This window comes from Reichenbachiella sp. (assembly GCF_039941815.1).
Taxonomy (GTDB): Bacteria; Bacteroidota; Bacteroidia; order Cytophagales; family Cyclobacteriaceae; genus Reichenbachiella.
Map to the genome: position 1 here is coordinate 17,451 of NZ_JBDVDW010000008.1, position 16,216 is coordinate 33,666.

Annotated in this window: 14 protein-coding genes; 4 read left to right on the plus strand and 10 right to left on the minus strand. The window is 41.4% G+C overall.

Features of this window, described 5'->3' with window-relative positions; genetic code table 11:
• Nucleotides 1-16 precede the first annotated feature (16 nt).
• The 8 genes from ABJF11_RS00320 to ABJF11_RS00355 all read right to left on the minus strand — a co-directional run bounded on the left by ABJF11_RS00320 (nucleotide 17) and on the right by ABJF11_RS00355 (nucleotide 7,816).
• Entirely contained in the window at nucleotides 17-1,138 is a 1,122-nt protein-coding gene (locus ABJF11_RS00320; RefSeq protein WP_348117101.1) for an ABC transporter permease, read from the minus strand.
• A complete protein-coding gene (locus ABJF11_RS00325; protein WP_348117102.1) occupies nucleotides 1,135-2,238 on the minus strand; it encodes an ABC transporter permease in 1,104 nt (367 codons plus the stop codon). The genes ABJF11_RS00320 and ABJF11_RS00325 overlap by 4 nt, the downstream gene beginning before the upstream one ends.
• On the minus strand, nucleotides 2,238-2,984 hold the full coding sequence (locus ABJF11_RS00330) for an ABC transporter ATP-binding protein (protein WP_348117103.1): 747 nt from the start codon (nucleotides 2,982-2,984) through the stop codon (nucleotides 2,238-2,240). The genes ABJF11_RS00325 and ABJF11_RS00330 overlap by 1 nt, the downstream gene beginning before the upstream one ends.
• Before the next feature lie 4 nt (nucleotides 2,985-2,988).
• A complete protein-coding gene (locus tag ABJF11_RS00335; protein ID WP_348117104.1) occupies nucleotides 2,989-3,888 on the minus strand; it encodes an ABC transporter ATP-binding protein in 900 nt (299 codons plus the stop codon).
• Nucleotides 3,889-3,899: 11 nt separating this feature from the next.
• Complete coding sequence (locus tag ABJF11_RS00340; RefSeq protein ID WP_348117105.1) at nucleotides 3,900-4,796, minus strand: HlyD family efflux transporter periplasmic adaptor subunit; 897 nt, start codon at nucleotides 4,794-4,796, stop codon at nucleotides 3,900-3,902.
• A 14-nt stretch (nucleotides 4,797-4,810) separates the two neighbouring features.
• Nucleotides 4,811-6,076 (minus strand): TolC family protein, encoded by a 1,266-nt coding sequence (locus ABJF11_RS00345; protein ID WP_348117106.1) that lies wholly within the window; start codon nucleotides 6,074-6,076, stop codon nucleotides 4,811-4,813.
• A gap of 53 nt (nucleotides 6,077-6,129) precedes the next feature.
• A complete protein-coding gene (locus ABJF11_RS00350; protein ID WP_348117107.1) occupies nucleotides 6,130-6,741 on the minus strand; it encodes a TetR family transcriptional regulator in 612 nt (203 codons plus the stop codon).
• Nucleotides 6,742-6,805: 64 nt separating this feature from the next.
• Nucleotides 6,806-7,816: a helix-turn-helix domain-containing protein gene (locus ABJF11_RS00355; RefSeq protein WP_348117109.1), complete on the minus strand. Its 1,011-nt coding sequence runs from the start codon at nucleotides 7,814-7,816 to the stop codon at nucleotides 6,806-6,808.
• 133 nt (nucleotides 7,817-7,949) lie between these two features.
• On the opposite strand from ABJF11_RS00355, the gene ABJF11_RS00360 reads away from it, so the two are divergent.
• Together ABJF11_RS00360 and ABJF11_RS00365 are read left to right on the plus strand one after the other, a co-directional pair.
• On the plus strand, nucleotides 7,950-8,387 hold the full coding sequence (locus ABJF11_RS00360) for a DUF1761 domain-containing protein (protein WP_348117111.1): 438 nt from the start codon (nucleotides 7,950-7,952) through the stop codon (nucleotides 8,385-8,387).
• 382 nt (nucleotides 8,388-8,769) lie between these two features.
• Nucleotides 8,770-9,864, plus strand: coding sequence for a phosphatidylinositol-specific phospholipase C1-like protein (locus tag ABJF11_RS00365; protein ID WP_348117112.1), 1,095 nt, complete (start codon nucleotides 8,770-8,772; stop codon nucleotides 9,862-9,864).
• A gap of 40 nt (nucleotides 9,865-9,904) precedes the next feature.
• Here ABJF11_RS00365 and ABJF11_RS00370 read toward each other — a convergent pair whose 3' ends face one another.
• Nucleotides 9,905-13,528: a M1 family aminopeptidase gene (locus ABJF11_RS00370; protein WP_348117114.1), complete on the minus strand. Its 3,624-nt coding sequence runs from the start codon at nucleotides 13,526-13,528 to the stop codon at nucleotides 9,905-9,907.
• Nucleotides 13,529-13,622: 94 nt separating this feature from the next.
• On the minus strand, nucleotides 13,623-14,504 hold the full coding sequence (locus ABJF11_RS00375; protein ID WP_348117115.1) for an ABC transporter ATP-binding protein: 882 nt from the start codon (nucleotides 14,502-14,504) through the stop codon (nucleotides 13,623-13,625).
• 203 nt (nucleotides 14,505-14,707) lie between these two features.
• Between ABJF11_RS00375 and ABJF11_RS00380 the strand changes: the two genes are divergently transcribed.
• Together ABJF11_RS00380 and ABJF11_RS00385 are read left to right on the plus strand one after the other, a co-directional pair.
• Nucleotides 14,708-15,499 carry a histidine kinase gene (locus ABJF11_RS00380; RefSeq protein WP_348117116.1) on the plus strand — a complete coding sequence of 264 codons (792 nt, stop codon included), beginning with the start codon at nucleotides 14,708-14,710 and terminating at the stop codon, nucleotides 15,497-15,499.
• Entirely contained in the window at nucleotides 15,496-16,191 is a 696-nt protein-coding gene (locus ABJF11_RS00385) for a LytTR family DNA-binding domain-containing protein (RefSeq protein WP_348117117.1), read from the plus strand. Before ABJF11_RS00380 ends, ABJF11_RS00385 begins: the two co-directional genes overlap by 4 nt.
• The last annotated feature ends 25 nt before the right edge of the window (nucleotides 16,192-16,216 follow it).

Consider the following 16,216-nt stretch of genomic DNA (forward strand, 5'->3'; position numbering starts at 1 on the left):
AGAATAAAGAATCAGTTTAACTCGTTTTTTTATAGTTGATTATAGCCCAGGTGTTGAAGAAAATAGCGAAACCAATAGTAGCAAGTATCTGAGTACGAATGTCGCTAAATCCACTTCCTTTCATGACGATCATACGAGTGACTTCTATAAAATGTGTGACTGGATTGAGTTTTGCCAGAATACGAGCCCATAGCGGCATACTGTCAATCGGTGTAAAGAGTCCGCTCATGAGTATAAATATCATCATAAGAAAGAATGCCAGCGACATGGCCTGCTGCTGACTGTTGGAATAGGTAGATACGAGGAGCCCCACACCTAGTATAGCTACCAGATACAAAGCGAGATAGCCATAGAGAAGTAATAGATCTCCGATCGGAATAATACCGTAAATCAATCGAGCTACCAGAAATAGACCGGTACTAAATACAAACACTCCAATTATCCAAAAGGGAATAAGTTTACCCAGGATAAAATGATGTTTTTTGATTGGAGTCACATTAATCTGCTCGATCGTGCCTACCTCCTTCTCCTTCACAATATTGAGTGCACACATGTATGCGCCTATCATGGTGACCAATATCGCGAGAATGCCGGGCACCATAAAAAATTTATAGTTGAGCATAGGATTAAACCTGTTGATAGTGTTTACCATTAGTATTGATTGAGAATTGGTCTGTTGCCGATTCTGCCAATTCAATTGAAGTTGCGCATTAAACTCACCGGTGACTTTGGATAGATAACCGCCACCTACAGAGGCTTTGGTACCGTTGATTGCATTTATGCTCAAGAAAATGCTTTCCTTATTTTCTCTAACCAAAGTTTTCTCAAAGCCCAATGGAATTTCAATCACTACATCTGCCCGATCTGATTCGATGTTGGAAAATCCCTGTTCAAAGTCATGACTATAATCTACCAGGACAAAATATCCCGAAGATGAAATTTTGGATACCAGCTCTCTGGACAATGAAGATCGATCCTGATCTATGATCGCTACATTGATGTTTTTGATTTCATAATCCGCAGCTAATGGGAGTACGATCAGCTGTATTATTGGAAGTGCCAAGATCATTTTCAACAGCGTAGGGTTACGGAAAATCTGCTTAAACTCCTTTTGAAGCAAATATCTGAGTGTCATCATGCGAGTCGAATTTTAAATTTTTTAATACTCAAAGCCAGCAAGAAAAAAGTCATCACGATCAGTACCAGGGTCTCCTTCCAGATGGCAGCCACACCCAGGCCCTTGATCATTACATCTTTGACGATAATATAGTACCACTTAGATGGGATAAAGTTGGCTATCACTTGCAAGGGCATTGGCATATTTTCTAATGGAAATAAAAAACCGGTAAACATCATAGTCGGCAGCAACATACCCATCAAGGAAATAAGCATAGCGGTCTGTTGGGAGTCTGTGACACTGGAGATCAGCAGACCCAACGACAAAGCCGTAATAATGAAGATGATACTGACTGAGATCAGTAGCCAAAGACTACCATTGATCGGCATATCGAGCAAAAACACGCTGAGTGCAAGAATAAAAATCAAGTTGACTATGGATAGTAATAGATAGGGCACTACTTTGGCCAAGATCACCATATAAGGACTAAATGGCGACACCAACAGGATTTCCATAGTGCCGTTCTCTTTTTCCTTCACGATGGATACCGAGGTCATAAGTACACAAATAAGAAGCAGTACCAGTGCCAATACACCTGGTACAAAATTGGTTGTCCCTTTTAACTCTGGATTATAAATATTTCTGGTCTCCAGCACAATTTGGACCCCGTAGGACCCAGTAGCTCTCGTTTGTTGAAAGTCGCTGATAATTGCTTGAGCAAAATTCACCAATGAGGTTGCTGTGTTGGGGTCGGATGCGTCAGCTATCAGCTGCAAATCAGCTCTTCCCTGATGCACCAAATCCTTCTCAAAATTGACAGGAAAGACCAACACCATTTTGACCTTACCCTTTTTGAAAGCCGATTCTATTTCCAAATGACTCAACAGGGATTCTTCCAAATCGAAGTGAGCGCTGGCTCGGAATCTTTCGATGATTTCCTGTGTGGCTGCATCTCTGGCGTAGTCCACAATGACCAGCTTCGAATCTTTGATTTCGTTGGTCAAAGCGAATCCAAAGAGGACGATTTGCACGACTGGAAGACCAAAAAGAAGCAGCAGCGTTTTCTTATCCCTGAAGACATGACGAAACTCCTTTTTTATAAATGTACCGAGCTGTTTCATTAGTTACCTGATCTTTTGGCCCCACGAGCCAATTCGTAAAATACCTGATCCATTGAGCTGGCACCATAGGTTTGTTTCAGTGCAGCTGGAGTGTCTAAAGCTTTGACATATCCATCCACCATCATCGAGAGCCGATGGCAATATTCGGCCTCATCCATATAGTGTGTGGTCACAAAAATTGTAATTCCACGATCGGCGGCTTCATAGATCAGATCCCAAAATTGCCTACGTGTGACAGGGTCTACTCCGCCTGTAGGCTCATCCAGAAATACAATCTTAGGGTCGTGAAATACTGCCACGGAGAAAGCCAGCTTCTGCTTCCACCCCAAAGGCAACGAACCGACCAGAGTGTCCTTTTCTCCGGTGAGAGACAGTTTTTCGAGCAGGCTTTTTATTCTCGCCTTTATCTCTATTCTCGCCATTCCATATATTCCACCAAAAAATCGAACATTTTCTTCAACTGTCAAATCCTCGTACAGCGAAAATTTCTGACTCATATATCCAATATTTTCTTTGATTTTTTCGGTCTGGGTATAAACATCATATCCGGCGACCGTAGCACTTCCTGAAGTCGGAATAGACAGTCCACAGAGCATGCGCATGGCCGTGGTTTTACCCGCACCGTTCGCACCCAAAAATCCAAAAATCTCACCTTTGTATACATCTATGGAGATGTCGTTGGACGCTATAAAATGGCCGAATTTTTTAGTGAGGTTTTGTGTCGATATTACTTTTTCGATGCTCATAGTTCTACATGAGATTGATAAAACAGTCCTCAATACTGGGCTGAATAGCAGAAATAGAAAGCCCATCAATCGAAATTTGATTGATCAATTCCTCTTTTAATTTTACATTATTGTCTTTCAATGTAATGTGGTGCTCACTACCAAAAGCATTGGCTGTAGCTACCAGATCGCTGGCTCTAAGTGACTTTAGCAACAATCCCATATCATCGGCATGGGCTGCAAATAAATGGGCAGGGTATTCACTCCGGATGATATCAGGCGTGTTTACCGAGAGTATTTTTCCTTCTTGAATCAAGGCTATCCTTTCACACAAGCCTGCCTCATCCATATAGGGTGTAGATACCATAATTGTAATCCCTTGTGACTTGAGCCTACCGAGCATTTCCCAAAATTCCTTTCGTGAGACGGAATCCACTCCAGTAGTTGGTTCGTCCAAAAACAACACTGTAGGCCTATGAATGAGCGCACAGCACAAGGCAAGTTTTTGTTTCATACCTCCGGAAAGCTGGCCTGCCCTACGATGTCGAAAAGGTTCGATCTGTACATAGATTTCCTTGATGAGGTCGTGATTTTCCTCTATTGTAGTTTGAAAAATATTAGCAAAAAACTGCAAATTCTCAAGAACTGTAAGGTCCTGATATAATGAAAACTTACCTGGCATATAGCCAATCTTGCTTCGTATGTACTTGTAGTCTTTCACCACTTCTTTACCATTGACCCAAGCCTCACCGGAATCTGCCAGCATCAAAGTTGTGAGGATTCTGAAAAGCGTAGTTTTGCCGGCTCCATCTGGTCCGATCAAACCGAATAACTCCCCTTGTTCTACATTCAGGCTTATATTATCAACAGCCGGTTGGTCTTCACCAGGGTACGTTTTACAGATTGAATTCAGTTGAATATCCATCTCATTCGCGATTAAAATACAACCTCTCCATACATACCGATTTTGTAGGTACCATCATTTTGAACGCGAACTTTGATCGCATAAACTTTATTGGCTCGTTCATCCTTTGTCTGAATAGTTTTCGGAGTAAACTCGGCCTTTTCGCTGATCCAATAGAGTATCCCGTCAGTCTGTTTATATCCTCCTTCGCCATCGTCAGTGTATACTTTCACCTTTTGATTTAGTTTGATGATGGGCAATTGATTACCTGTGACATATGCCCTTAAGGTCATTTGCTCCATGTCAGCTAATTTATAAATAGGCATTCCTCTGGACACTTGTTCATGTTGCTCTCTATAAGTCATTAAAACCGTTCCATGCATAGGGCTTTTTAACAGGCTCTTTTTGATCTGATCATTGATCTGCTCAATTTGTACTTCAAGTGGTCCTATTTCCCGGTCTATGCTTAGGGTATTGTTGTTTAAGGTAGATTTCTGCGCTCTGATGTTGCCTTTGATCACTTCTATCTCCGCCTGTATATCGTCGAGCTGTTTTGGCGTGGCAGCGTCTGACCTAATCAGGTTTTTTATTCTCACAGCCTCAATTTCTGCCGCTTTTAGCTTTTCATTCAAGGCTGAGAGCTGAGCCGATATATTAGGCTTTCTGCTGAGTATGGCTTCCATTTGAGCTTGTACCTGTTTCTTGCTCAGGTGCAGCTGTGTGGTATCGATGTAGCCCACCTCTGCATCTTGCTCTACTGTCTGTCCGTCTTTCAAATTGAATTGCATTAAAGTCCCTGAAACTTCGGCAGAAATGATTGTTTCTACGGCTTCAAAACTGCCTGTAGCATCGAATGCATTTGACTTGTCTTCACAGCCCGTGTAGGCCAGAAATACTATAATGTTTACTATTTGTATGCTCTTATTCATTGCCTTAAGATTTATCAATTTCCTGAAGTGAGTTTGTATCTATTTTTGATCCTTATTAATTCGATCTCATGAAACAATCTTTTTTGCCGTGCCTGATCGGCGTCAAGAACGGCTGATTTGTAATCATTAGAGGTGATCACACCCTGAGCCAGTTGCTCTTTGGCAGTGGAGATGATTTGCTCTCGCAAATCAACAATCTGCTCATCCTGCTGGATCAATTGATCCATTTTATCAATTTCGATGAAATGGCTATTTAGTTGCAGGTTGGTATTGAATAGAAATGTTGAGCGTTCTGTATCGATTTGTTGCTGATTCAATGCATAGATTTGCTTTTGTCCGGATGAACTATAATAATTTGACAGCCTCCAGGAAAGTCGCAGTCCACCGATATAAAAAGGCTCAAAATCATTACTTAGAAAATTGAGCGCTGGTCTACCCCACCCACTTTGTAGAAATAGGTTGAACTTGGGTAGGTTGTTTTTATTGATCAACTCACTTTGCACATCAAACGCTCGACTCCGAGCATCAAATAGACTCAGCTCTGGTCGATTAATCGTAGATTCGAGAGCAATCACCTGTGGAGTGACGAGCAATATTTCTACACTCAATTCCTGATCAACGAAAAGCCCGAGCATTTTTGAATAAGCCAATTTAGCCGCTTGAATCTCTGTCATTTTTTGCTGCAGCGTGAGCAATTCAGCTTTCAACAGATCCGCACTACTTTTAAGCGCTGTACCATGCGTCACTGCGGCGGCTATCGTTTTCAAACCAGATTCCAGATTACGCTGAGTGAGTTCAATTTGAGCTTGCTGATTTTGCAGCAGCAGAATACCAAAAAATAACTCACTCACTCTTTCTTTTATATCATAGAGTTGTACCTCGACCTGTCGTTGATCTATTTCATGACCGATTTGTGCTATTTTCTTCTGATGATTGATGACCATCAGATCAGTCAGTGGCTGCACGATTTCACCATATAATTTGTACTGATCCTTACTCAATACTGGTGACCCTGCCGTGGGCAGTGAAGTAACGGCAGACTGATAAGATGCCTGACCGCTAATCATCAATTGAGGTAGTTTCCCTTTTTGAAGATTGCTCATATTAAAATCATGTGCCTTGCTCAACAAGTCATATTGCCGGATAAGTGGATAATTATTCTCTGCTCGGATCAAACAGCTGTCCAGATGTAGCAATTGCTGGCCTTGCCCCAGGAGGTTCAAACACCATAAGAATAATGGCATACTCAGTATCCATTTGATTTTTTGCGATGTTATCATATCATTTTAATATTTTTGTTTTAATCATTTGATTAATTTAAAATCAAATTTTTTTAGGCTGAAATCATATCCTTAATCCATATTGGAATTAGCTCTTTACGTTCTTGCATCATTTTATTAAACTCTTTCTGTTCTACCCCCATAGCAAAATGAAACATCGGCCTGCCGATAAAAGGAAAAACAATCAACCCCATGAGGTTCATAAACAAATGCACCGGATTGAGCTTAGCACTTTTATCAGGTCCCAGTGTCTCAATGATTTGTTTGAATAACACAGAATTTTTTAGATGAGCACCAGCAGATACTTTTTTCACAAACTTCTCAGGATTGGATTGGAGCTCATTTAGTATAAACAAGGGCATGTTGGGCTGACTAATCAGCATATCTATATAGGCAGAAGCCAATGTATTGAGCTTCTCATCCAAGGAAGAAGCTTCGTCAAAGAATACTTTCATCATACTAGAGAAAAAGCCTTGCATACTTTCCATCATGATCTGTTGAAAGAGGTTTTCCTTGCTCCTAAAATAATAATTGACCAGGGCAAGGTTGATGTCTGCATGCTCCGCAATGTCCCGCGTTTTAGTAGCAGCAAATCCCTTTTGCATAAAAATCACTTTGGCTGATGCCTTTATTTTCTCCTCTGTAGACTCGTTTGTGCTCATCATTACCCTTTAGGAGTGGCAAAATAAATGATAATACAAGTATTAAACAAATATTTTAATCATTTGTTTAATTAGTAATAACCTCGATTGACCCACTCACCTTAGAAGAGTACTTATTATATTTCATTTTGTACTCGACTGGTGAGCAGCCTGTGAGCTTTCTAAATACACCTCTAAAAGCCTTACTGTCTGAGTATCCCACCTCCATCATGACTTCACTCACGTTCTGCGTGGTACGTTCCAGAGATTTTTTAGCAGCTTCTACTCTTACTCTTTGTACATATTCATAGGGAGTATTCTGTGTGGCAGCTTTAAATCTCCTAATAAAATTGCGCCGGCTCAGCGATACGACATCGGCCATTTGATCAATAGTAATCGAGTTAGAAAAATTCGATTCAATATAATCTTGAGCTTTTTGAATGGTGTCATCGCCGTGTCCTTTTTGCGCTTCGAAAATGACGAATTCTGACTGATTATACCTGTCAATATCTATTTCAAATAGTTTACTGGATAGGATGGCCATATCCCTACCGTTGTATTTCTCTATTAAATAAATGAGCAGATTTAAAAACGAAAAAGCCCCACCACTGGTATAAGTACCCTTTTCATCCGTGATGATCTTGTCTTGTTGGAATAAGACATTAGGAAACATGTCTTGAAATTGCTGGGTACCAATCCAATGTGTAGTGGCACGCTTGCCATCCAACAATCCTGTGTCGGCCAGTAAAAATGCACCCATGCATAGGCTGGCCACTTCTGCTCCACCCCGATACATATCATTGATCCAAGGTACAAAGTCTTTGTTGAGTGCCAGGGACTCCTGCATGTCCCCCATGATTGTGGTGACTACCACCAAATCTGTCTTTTTGACCTGATCTATAGTGACATGAGGATTGATGGTAAAAAGCCCCTCATAGAGTCGTGTTTCATGATTGAGTCCGACAAGTTGAATCTTATAGCAAGGAGGCAAACCTTGTGCTGCGAGAAAATTATTGACTTGACCAAATAGTTTGAATGTACCTACGATACTGCTGAGCACTACCGGGCCTTCTGGTACTATGACGGATATATGTTTCATAAATAGAATAAAATATTAAATCAAAGATATACGGCGGCCATGTCACTATCAACCCGTAAAGATGTCAACAATGCCCTCCAGCGGACATTCGATTTGATTTTACATTTGAGGCTCACAACTAAACTAAATTGTTATGCCTGATATTAATGTAAGTATTGTAGCCGTATTGGTGGCCGTAGTTGCCAACTTCTTTTTCGGATTCATTTGGTATACTCCGCTTTTTGGGAAAGCCTGGGCGAAAGAAATGGGGTTTGACCCTAATCAAAAACCATCTGGCAGGGCTATGGCCAAAGGAATGATTTTCATGGTGATAGGCAACTTTTTGTTCGCCTGGGTTTTTGCACATAATATGGCAGCCTGGAATCCAGTGACCTGGGGACTGCCTCCATCTGAAGTTTCTGCTGCTGCCAATGCCATGATGGCTGCATTTTTCACCTGGATGGGATTTTATCTACCTATGGATCTCGGTGCTGTAGCTTGGGAGCAAAAGTCCTGGAAACTATTCGGTATCAATACCTCGTATCATTTTTTGATGCTGGTGATTGCAGCTATGGTGCTTGCTCATATGTAATCTGCAGTAACTCCGGAAAACATAAAGACTTACTCGAAAGAGGTATTCAGATTTGAAAGAATTGTGGAAGAGGCCGAAGTCTAAATCTGTGTAAAAAAAGAAGGGTTACGTCCTCACGTAACCCTAAACCAACCTAACCTGATGCTAATGTAGCTCAAAGTATGCGCGCATACTAATAACATAACCATACATTCGACGGATGTCCAAATATTCTCGACAAAACGAGTAAAATGCACTACCAAAAATATTGGCTGATAGGAATTCATTGGCCAATGGAATCGAACAGCACGATTGACCCAATAGCGAGCAGATTCCATATACCTCTTACTCTCTTTTTGTATTTTTGGGTAGTGAAAAAGATTCGAGTGAATTTCCCGGGGTGATGAGCATAAATAAAATTCAGCTATTGGCTCTAATATCTACAGTAATTTATTGTGGATGTGTGGATGATTCGGATTCTAACCAGAGCTTAACTAAGCTGAATGAAATCCAACTCATTGGTAGTCACAACAGTTATAAGCAAGCCATAGAACAACCACTCCTGGACTATGTAGCAGAAATCACTACTAGATCTCTAGCTGAAAGCCTCGAGTATGAGCATATCTCATTAGAAGCACAATTGAATTTGGGACTTAGAAATCTCGAACTTGATTTATACTATGATCCGGAGGGCGGCAGATACACCAATCCACAGGGTCTTGATATCGTCATTGCCTCAGGAAATACACCGTTGCCCTATGATGAAGAAGGTAAACTGCAAGAGCCCGGACTCAAGCTTTTCCATGTACAAGATGTGGATTTTAGAAGTCATCACTTGTTGTTTAAGGACGCTCTAATATCACTCAAGAATTGGTCGGATGCCAACCCGGATCATACGCCAATATTTATACTGATCGAGGCTAAAGATGATGTGATCGAAATGACCATCGACCCTCTTCCATTTACCCAAGAAGCAATCGCAACTATAGACACCGAAATAAATGAGATATTCTCATCAGACCACCTGATCCTACCCGATCAGATTCGGGGTGGCGCTGAATCACTGGAGCAAGGCATGCTTGATCACGGCTGGCCCAGTCTGGACGAATCTAAAGGCAAGCTACTTTTCATTCTGAATGAAAATGAAACCAAAACGAACCGGTATCTGGAAGAATTTCCAGGTTTGCGCAACGCCACCTTATTTGTAAACAAGCCGGAGGGTCATCCTGAAGCGGCTATTATTATGGCCAGTAACCCGCTTACCAGATTTGATGACATTCAGCGTTTGGTCAGTAAAGGCTACATCGTCAGGACTCTTACTGACTCCGAAACGATTGAGGCACGCGCCAACGATCTTACCCGGTTTGCCAGTGCTCAAGCCTCAGGAGCCCAATTGATTTCTACGGATTTCTACTTGAGGCCTACCCTATTCGACTCTGATTATCAGGTGATTTTCGATGATGGCACCTACGAGCGCTTGATTGAATCGGGCAACTAGCACGGACACTGATACCAATCATCGCTGAAGATCATAACACTCAGTTTAATAACACCTTAGGCCTAACTTCATTTTTCTTAGCGTTTTTGATCATCATTTTGTTAAACGGGTCTATCCTGACCCTGTATGGCGGTTGATCAACTGTAATGGACAGTTCGACCTTGTTGCTTGTAAGCAAATGTTTTTTCAGATAAATGATTTGAGCCTCACCTTCTATATCCTTGGCAAAAACAGCTATTTCTATCCAGTCATTCACAAGGGCCGGCACTAATGTACCAACGCTATCGATAACTTGCTTTTGGAGATCCAAGGAAACACCGATTTCAAAGCTATCACCCTGCTGATCCATGACCTCGGCCTCCAAACCTTCGAGTTCATAAAGAGTCACTGTTTCAAAGAGACCATCCACCACATGCTGAAGGCTATCAGGTGTCACATGGCGTAGATATGGCATTAAATCTGCGGCGGTTGGATAATTGTCAGTCGTAGATTTAATAGCCCCATCAAAACTATTCCAATCTTTGATAAAACTTGAAAGGGCGCTGTTTACACTGTCTTCAGAAATGAAGTCATGTAGTGTAAAAAGACTTACCAGGCCTTTGCTGTAATAGATGTATTCTTGATTTGAATCCACCTCTATCAGGGGTCTCTCAAGGCTTTTTTCACTTGTTCTTCTTTTCAGATACTTGTTTGCTTGTTGATTGAGCAGCTGGTAGACTTTCTCCTCTGGATACTCATTTTTGAGCACCATCAATGCTGAGTATTGAGCCAAAGATTCGGAGAGCATGTCCATGCCTTTAACTTTCGCAGGATGGATGAGATGCCCCCACCACTGATGTGCCACCTCGTGTGCTGCAATATAAAATGCCATGTCTACGTCTGCTTCGTCATTGATATCCAATATGAATCCAACGCCTTCTGAAAAAGATATCATACCTGGAAATGATTGCGCTCTATTTTTGTAAATAGGTGACTCAACGATTCGTAATTGCTCATAGGGATAGGGCGCGAAATTTTCAGAATAATAGCTCAGCGCACTTTTCATTCCTTTCATCATACGACCCAAATTGTTCTCATGCCCTTTGTGATAGTATATTTCAAGATCGACCGAATTATCCAAGGTTGGTTCGCTCCACCGATCTGAAATGCTTTGGTATTCGGCAGACAATACTGAATAGAAATTGGACATTGGTTTATTCATTTTGTAATGAAAAAAGCTACGTGATCCATCTATCCACTGATCCAACAGTTGTCCTGATGTCACTGCGGTCTGGCTGGAATCGGTGCTTATGATCATTTCAAACTTGATCTGATTATCTGAATTACTGAGTGCATTATTTGACTTTGTGCTGTTCGCCATGCGATCTGCCAGTCCCGTACTTGGTGGTAAGCCCAGCGTACGGCGATCGGATTCGTCGTCCAATTCAATATCATATTGATATCCCAAGGTTGGGAAATGAAGGTTTTCTAGAAAGGTCCCATTGTTAACAACGATTGATGTCGATCCCTCAGTAAAACCTGCTGTATTATAGGTCTGCTTAAAAGACATCAGAATAGAGTCCCCCGGAGCCAGCATGTTCTCCAGGTGATAGATTAGGTATCCATAATTATCATAAGTAAAATCTGAATTCACCGGTCTGTCGAACTCCAAATAGTTGATATTCATTTGATCATCTGGATATTTTTGAATGTGAATTTGCTCGATAGAGCTATTGCTGTGGTTGACCAATAAATAAGATCCTTCGACTGTAAAATCTCTGGCGGCAGGATACAGCTCCAGCTCCATTTTCACCTCCGCAATAGTTGGTTGTCGCAATTCCGTCAAGGGTTTCAATGTTTTTTCATAGTCTGCCCTGTAGGCAATTTTTGAAGCACTGGTTGAATAAGTGTTCAGGATATTGGTATTGAAAAAAATATAACCTCCTGTAAGGATGAAAATACCCATGATCAGACTCAAAGATCGGACATATGATGACGTCATTCGAGACTTTGATTGATGCCATCTTGTTCGCCACGAAGTCTCTATGCCTCTGACGATAAAAACAGAAGCCAGCACCAGTAATACAATTGAAAATGAGATCCAATACACTTTGGACCAAACGAAGCCTTCTATGGAATGTCCATAGCCATTCATATCGGAATAAGTGGACAGCCCAGAACCGCCAAAAGAATATAAGCTGTGATCCCAGCCCAACAGTTTTAGCGGAAGCGTGATCACTACTGGAAATATCAAGACCACCAAGTGGCTCAAGAATTTATGATTGATCAGGGCTTGAAAAAAGAACGACAGGACTGAGAGTAAAAACAGGAATGGAAATATTTCCACAAAGAACCCTGTTAAGTATACGTCCAACTCATATTTGAAATATCCATTGACGGATTGGAAAATCATTCCGGCCAGAATCAAAGTCAAAATGAGCAAGGCGCATACCATCATCAATCCAATAAATTTGCCAGCGAAACTCACAAAGTCTGACATGGGCAAGGCGTCATAAACCCCGCTCATTTTCAATTCTCGTTCTTTCCAAATGAGTTCTCCTGAATAGAAAATAATAATGGAGAGAAAAAACAAAACGGTAAGTTCAAACAGTTCACCTACCAGGATAAAGGTCGTCGGATAGCTGTTTACTCCGTGGACGGTGCCCAGATTAAAGGAGTTGAGCACCAATGTTCCCATTCCACAAAGGACTATTGCCCAGAAAGGCACTTCCCTGACCACAGACATAAAACCGAATATCGAATGATGCAACAACTGCCGTAGTTGGGCCCATGGATCAAATCTTTGCGTAGGATTTGGCAGCACTAATGAATCACTAGCTTGATCTGACCGCTCGTCTTCCATGTACGCTTGAGCTTTGCCCGATTTACGTGCACGAACTGTACTAAATTGAAACCTATTAAATCCAATGAGCAGAGCGACCAAACCTATTCCAGACCAAATCAGCCTGTTGTATAAAAGTACTCCCTCCACGACGATCAATTCTGTCTGCCGTGCTTCTATGGACCATTCATGAGTGGCTATTCTTAAGGTTTGAAATGTAAAAGGCTCTACCAATGCTGTATAAAACAGATCATCAGCACCTATAGCCAGACTTATAGCAAACATATAAACCAGTAAAAAAAAGAAACCTTGAGTATATACCACGATGAGTTTTCTACTTAGCGCTCCACTCACAAAAAATATAGACCCACCAAAAAAGAGCGTGGGTAAAATCAAAAAGACAAAGGGCTGAAGATACGCCCACACATGAAATGGCAAACTGCTACTCTCCTTCCAAAACAGTAGATCTCCCAACATCATACCTAGCGGTAGCGCACAATAGATGCCGACCAGCACTACAAATGAACCAATGAAACGGCCTAACAGATAGTCCCTCTTTTTGATGGGGTTAACAAATAACAACGACTCCATTTGATGTTCGAAGTCTCTCAGCACTGGCACACCCATAATCATGGATGAGATGATCATAAACAATGCGGAGACTATTCCCATTACTCGTGCGATCACATAAGGAGAGTTTCTTTTGAGGGGAGCCAGTTCTTCTCCATGGAAAATAAAGTCTACGGCTACGACAGCAAAGAGTAAGACTATAATAAAATAGAGATAGGTCTCTGGTCGTTTTGCCCGGTATTTAATTTCAAATTTGAATATTTCAAATAACATGATGTGATTTCGTTTAGTATTGTCAGTGAGTGTAATAAATGGCTTGGACTGAGATGATCTTGCAGTCGTGCCTTGTCTTGATTTTTGTTCTGTTTTAGCCCCGCTTTTTTCCGAATATTTGCGAGAAATAAACATCTTCAAGTGAGGGCGCAACTGATTTGAATCCGCCTCCTGGATCTATCTCACTATGAATATGTATGATTGGCTTGCCCAGATACAGCCGTTCGGCCACTACATTGAACTTTTTGTGATAGCTCTCCAATTCGGTTTTAGCGATCTCTTTGCTGTATATTTTTCCCTTTATTTGATCTATGGCATCTGCAGGTCGTCCTGTGAGCAACACACGCCCACGATTGATCACTGCCATCTGAGTACACAATTCTTTTACATCTTCTACTATATGGGTAGATAGTATCACAATGGTATTTTCACCAAGTTCGCAGAGTAGATTGTGAAATCGGTTTCGCTCTGCTGGATCGAGTCCAGCGGTAGGTTCGTCCACTATGATTAGCTTAGGGTTGGAGAGCAAGGCTTGCGCGATCCCAAACCTTTGCTTCATTCCTCCCGAATATCCCTCAAGATTCTTCTTTCTATGTTCGTACAGATTGGTTTTATGCAGTAGGTTTTTTACGATCTCTTTTCGCTCTTTTCTTACAATCAATCCTTTGAGCACCGCCAGGTGGTTTAGTAAGACTTCTGCGGAGACTTTAGGATAGAGCCCAAACTCCTGAGGCAGGTAGCCCAACATCTGGCGTACCTCATTTTTTTGAGTCAGTACATCTGTGTCTCCGAGCATGACTGTACCTCCGTCCGCTTCTTGCAGTGTAGCCAAGGTGCGCATGAGCGATGACTTCCCTGCTCCGTTTGGACCAAGCAATCCAAAAAGACCCGTAGGTATCTGAAGTGAAACATTGTCCAACGCTTTGACACCGTTGGCATAGGTCTTTGATAGGTTCGAAATGATAAGATTATTCATTGTTTATGACTTTGTTTGGGATCAAACCTAGAATCATTGCGAGTGACTAGAAATAAATAGTGACAAACCACACAGAATTGGGGATACACAATTATTGGATCGAGTCCAAATGACTTTATCCCTTTTTTGAATCAGTTGATACTCATCTGCTGGTAGTTCATCAACTTCTTTGTCTGCTGTCTGATACTTAGCTAATATTGAGTATGAAATCAATAGTAGAGACAAGTAAAGGCTTCATTAGGCAATATTCGTATTGGGTATTTACCATAGGAATGGGCATCCTACTTGTGCTCTCCGAAGAGATATTAGAGGAACCATTTTTCTCTTTTGCTGTCTTCATCTATTGTGTGCTACTCACCTACTGGGCGGCACGCTGGCTATTTCGCCGTATTGGGATTTCTCTTTCTCAGAAAAGGGAAAAAGCAAGCACTGAGATACAACACCTTCAAAGTCAGGTGAGTCCACACTTCTTTTTCAATACGCTCAACAACCTATATGGCTTGATAGACAAGGATGCAAATCAGGCCAAAGAAATGGTACTCAAACTATCTGATCTCATGCGCTACAGTATCTATGAGGGTCAGAAAGAATGGGTAACTCTTGAGGAGGAACTGAGCTACATTCAAAACTATATCGAGTTGCACAGGGCACGATATCATAAGCATACGGACATTAAGGTCAACCTTCATATTCAGCATGAGGGTCTGGAAATTATGCCATTACTCTTCATTATATTATTAGAAAATGCCTTCAAACATGGCGTAGAAAATCTAAGGGAGAATGCCTACGTCAGTCTACATCTGATAGCCGGTGAAAATGAAATTAGTTTTGCGATAGAAAACAATTTCGATCCAGGTCAGATTGAAGACTCTCCTGGTATTGGGCTTCAAAATCTAAAGAGAAGATTACAGTTGGTGTATCCCAAAAAACATGTATTGTCCTATTCATCAAATGGTGATATATTCAAGGCACAATTGACCCTTCAGACTAAATGATAAGATATTTAATCATAGATGACGAGCCGATAGCTCATGAAATCATAGAAGGATACTGCGACTTGCTTCCCAATATGATCTTGCAGAAAAACTGCTATGACGCGCTGGAGGCACTAGATTATTTGAATGGTCACGAAGTAGATTTGATGTTTCTTGATCTCAACATGCCTAAGCTCAAGGGATTTGACTTTCTAAAAACACTCACAACACCACCCAAAGTGATCGTAACGACGGCTTATAGCGAGCATGCGCTCGAAGGCTTTGAGCTAAATGTGATTGACTATCTCCTGAAACCTTTCAGCTTTGAACGGCTCGTAAAGGCTGTCAACAAGGCAATTAGTACTACTTCCCAACTTAAGCCATCCGTTGAGCACAAGTCTAACACCATAGAGCGTATTTTTCTGCGAGGAGACAAGAAATATACGCAGGTTGATTTGCAGGACTTACTTTATTTGGAGGCCGCTGGTAACTATACAAAAGTCTATTCTACCAATGATATGATCCTGACCAGAGCCAAAATCTCAGATGTGCTGGAGATGATGCCTACCGGCCTTTTTTTGCAAGTGCATAAATCTTTTGCTGTCGCCTCCCGGCACATTGAAACGATAGAAGGCAATCGCATCACGATTGGAAAACATCAGATTCCGATCGGTAAGGTTTACCGTATGAATGTCAATGCTCTACTTGGCTAATAAGCTATAGCGAGTATTTATATTC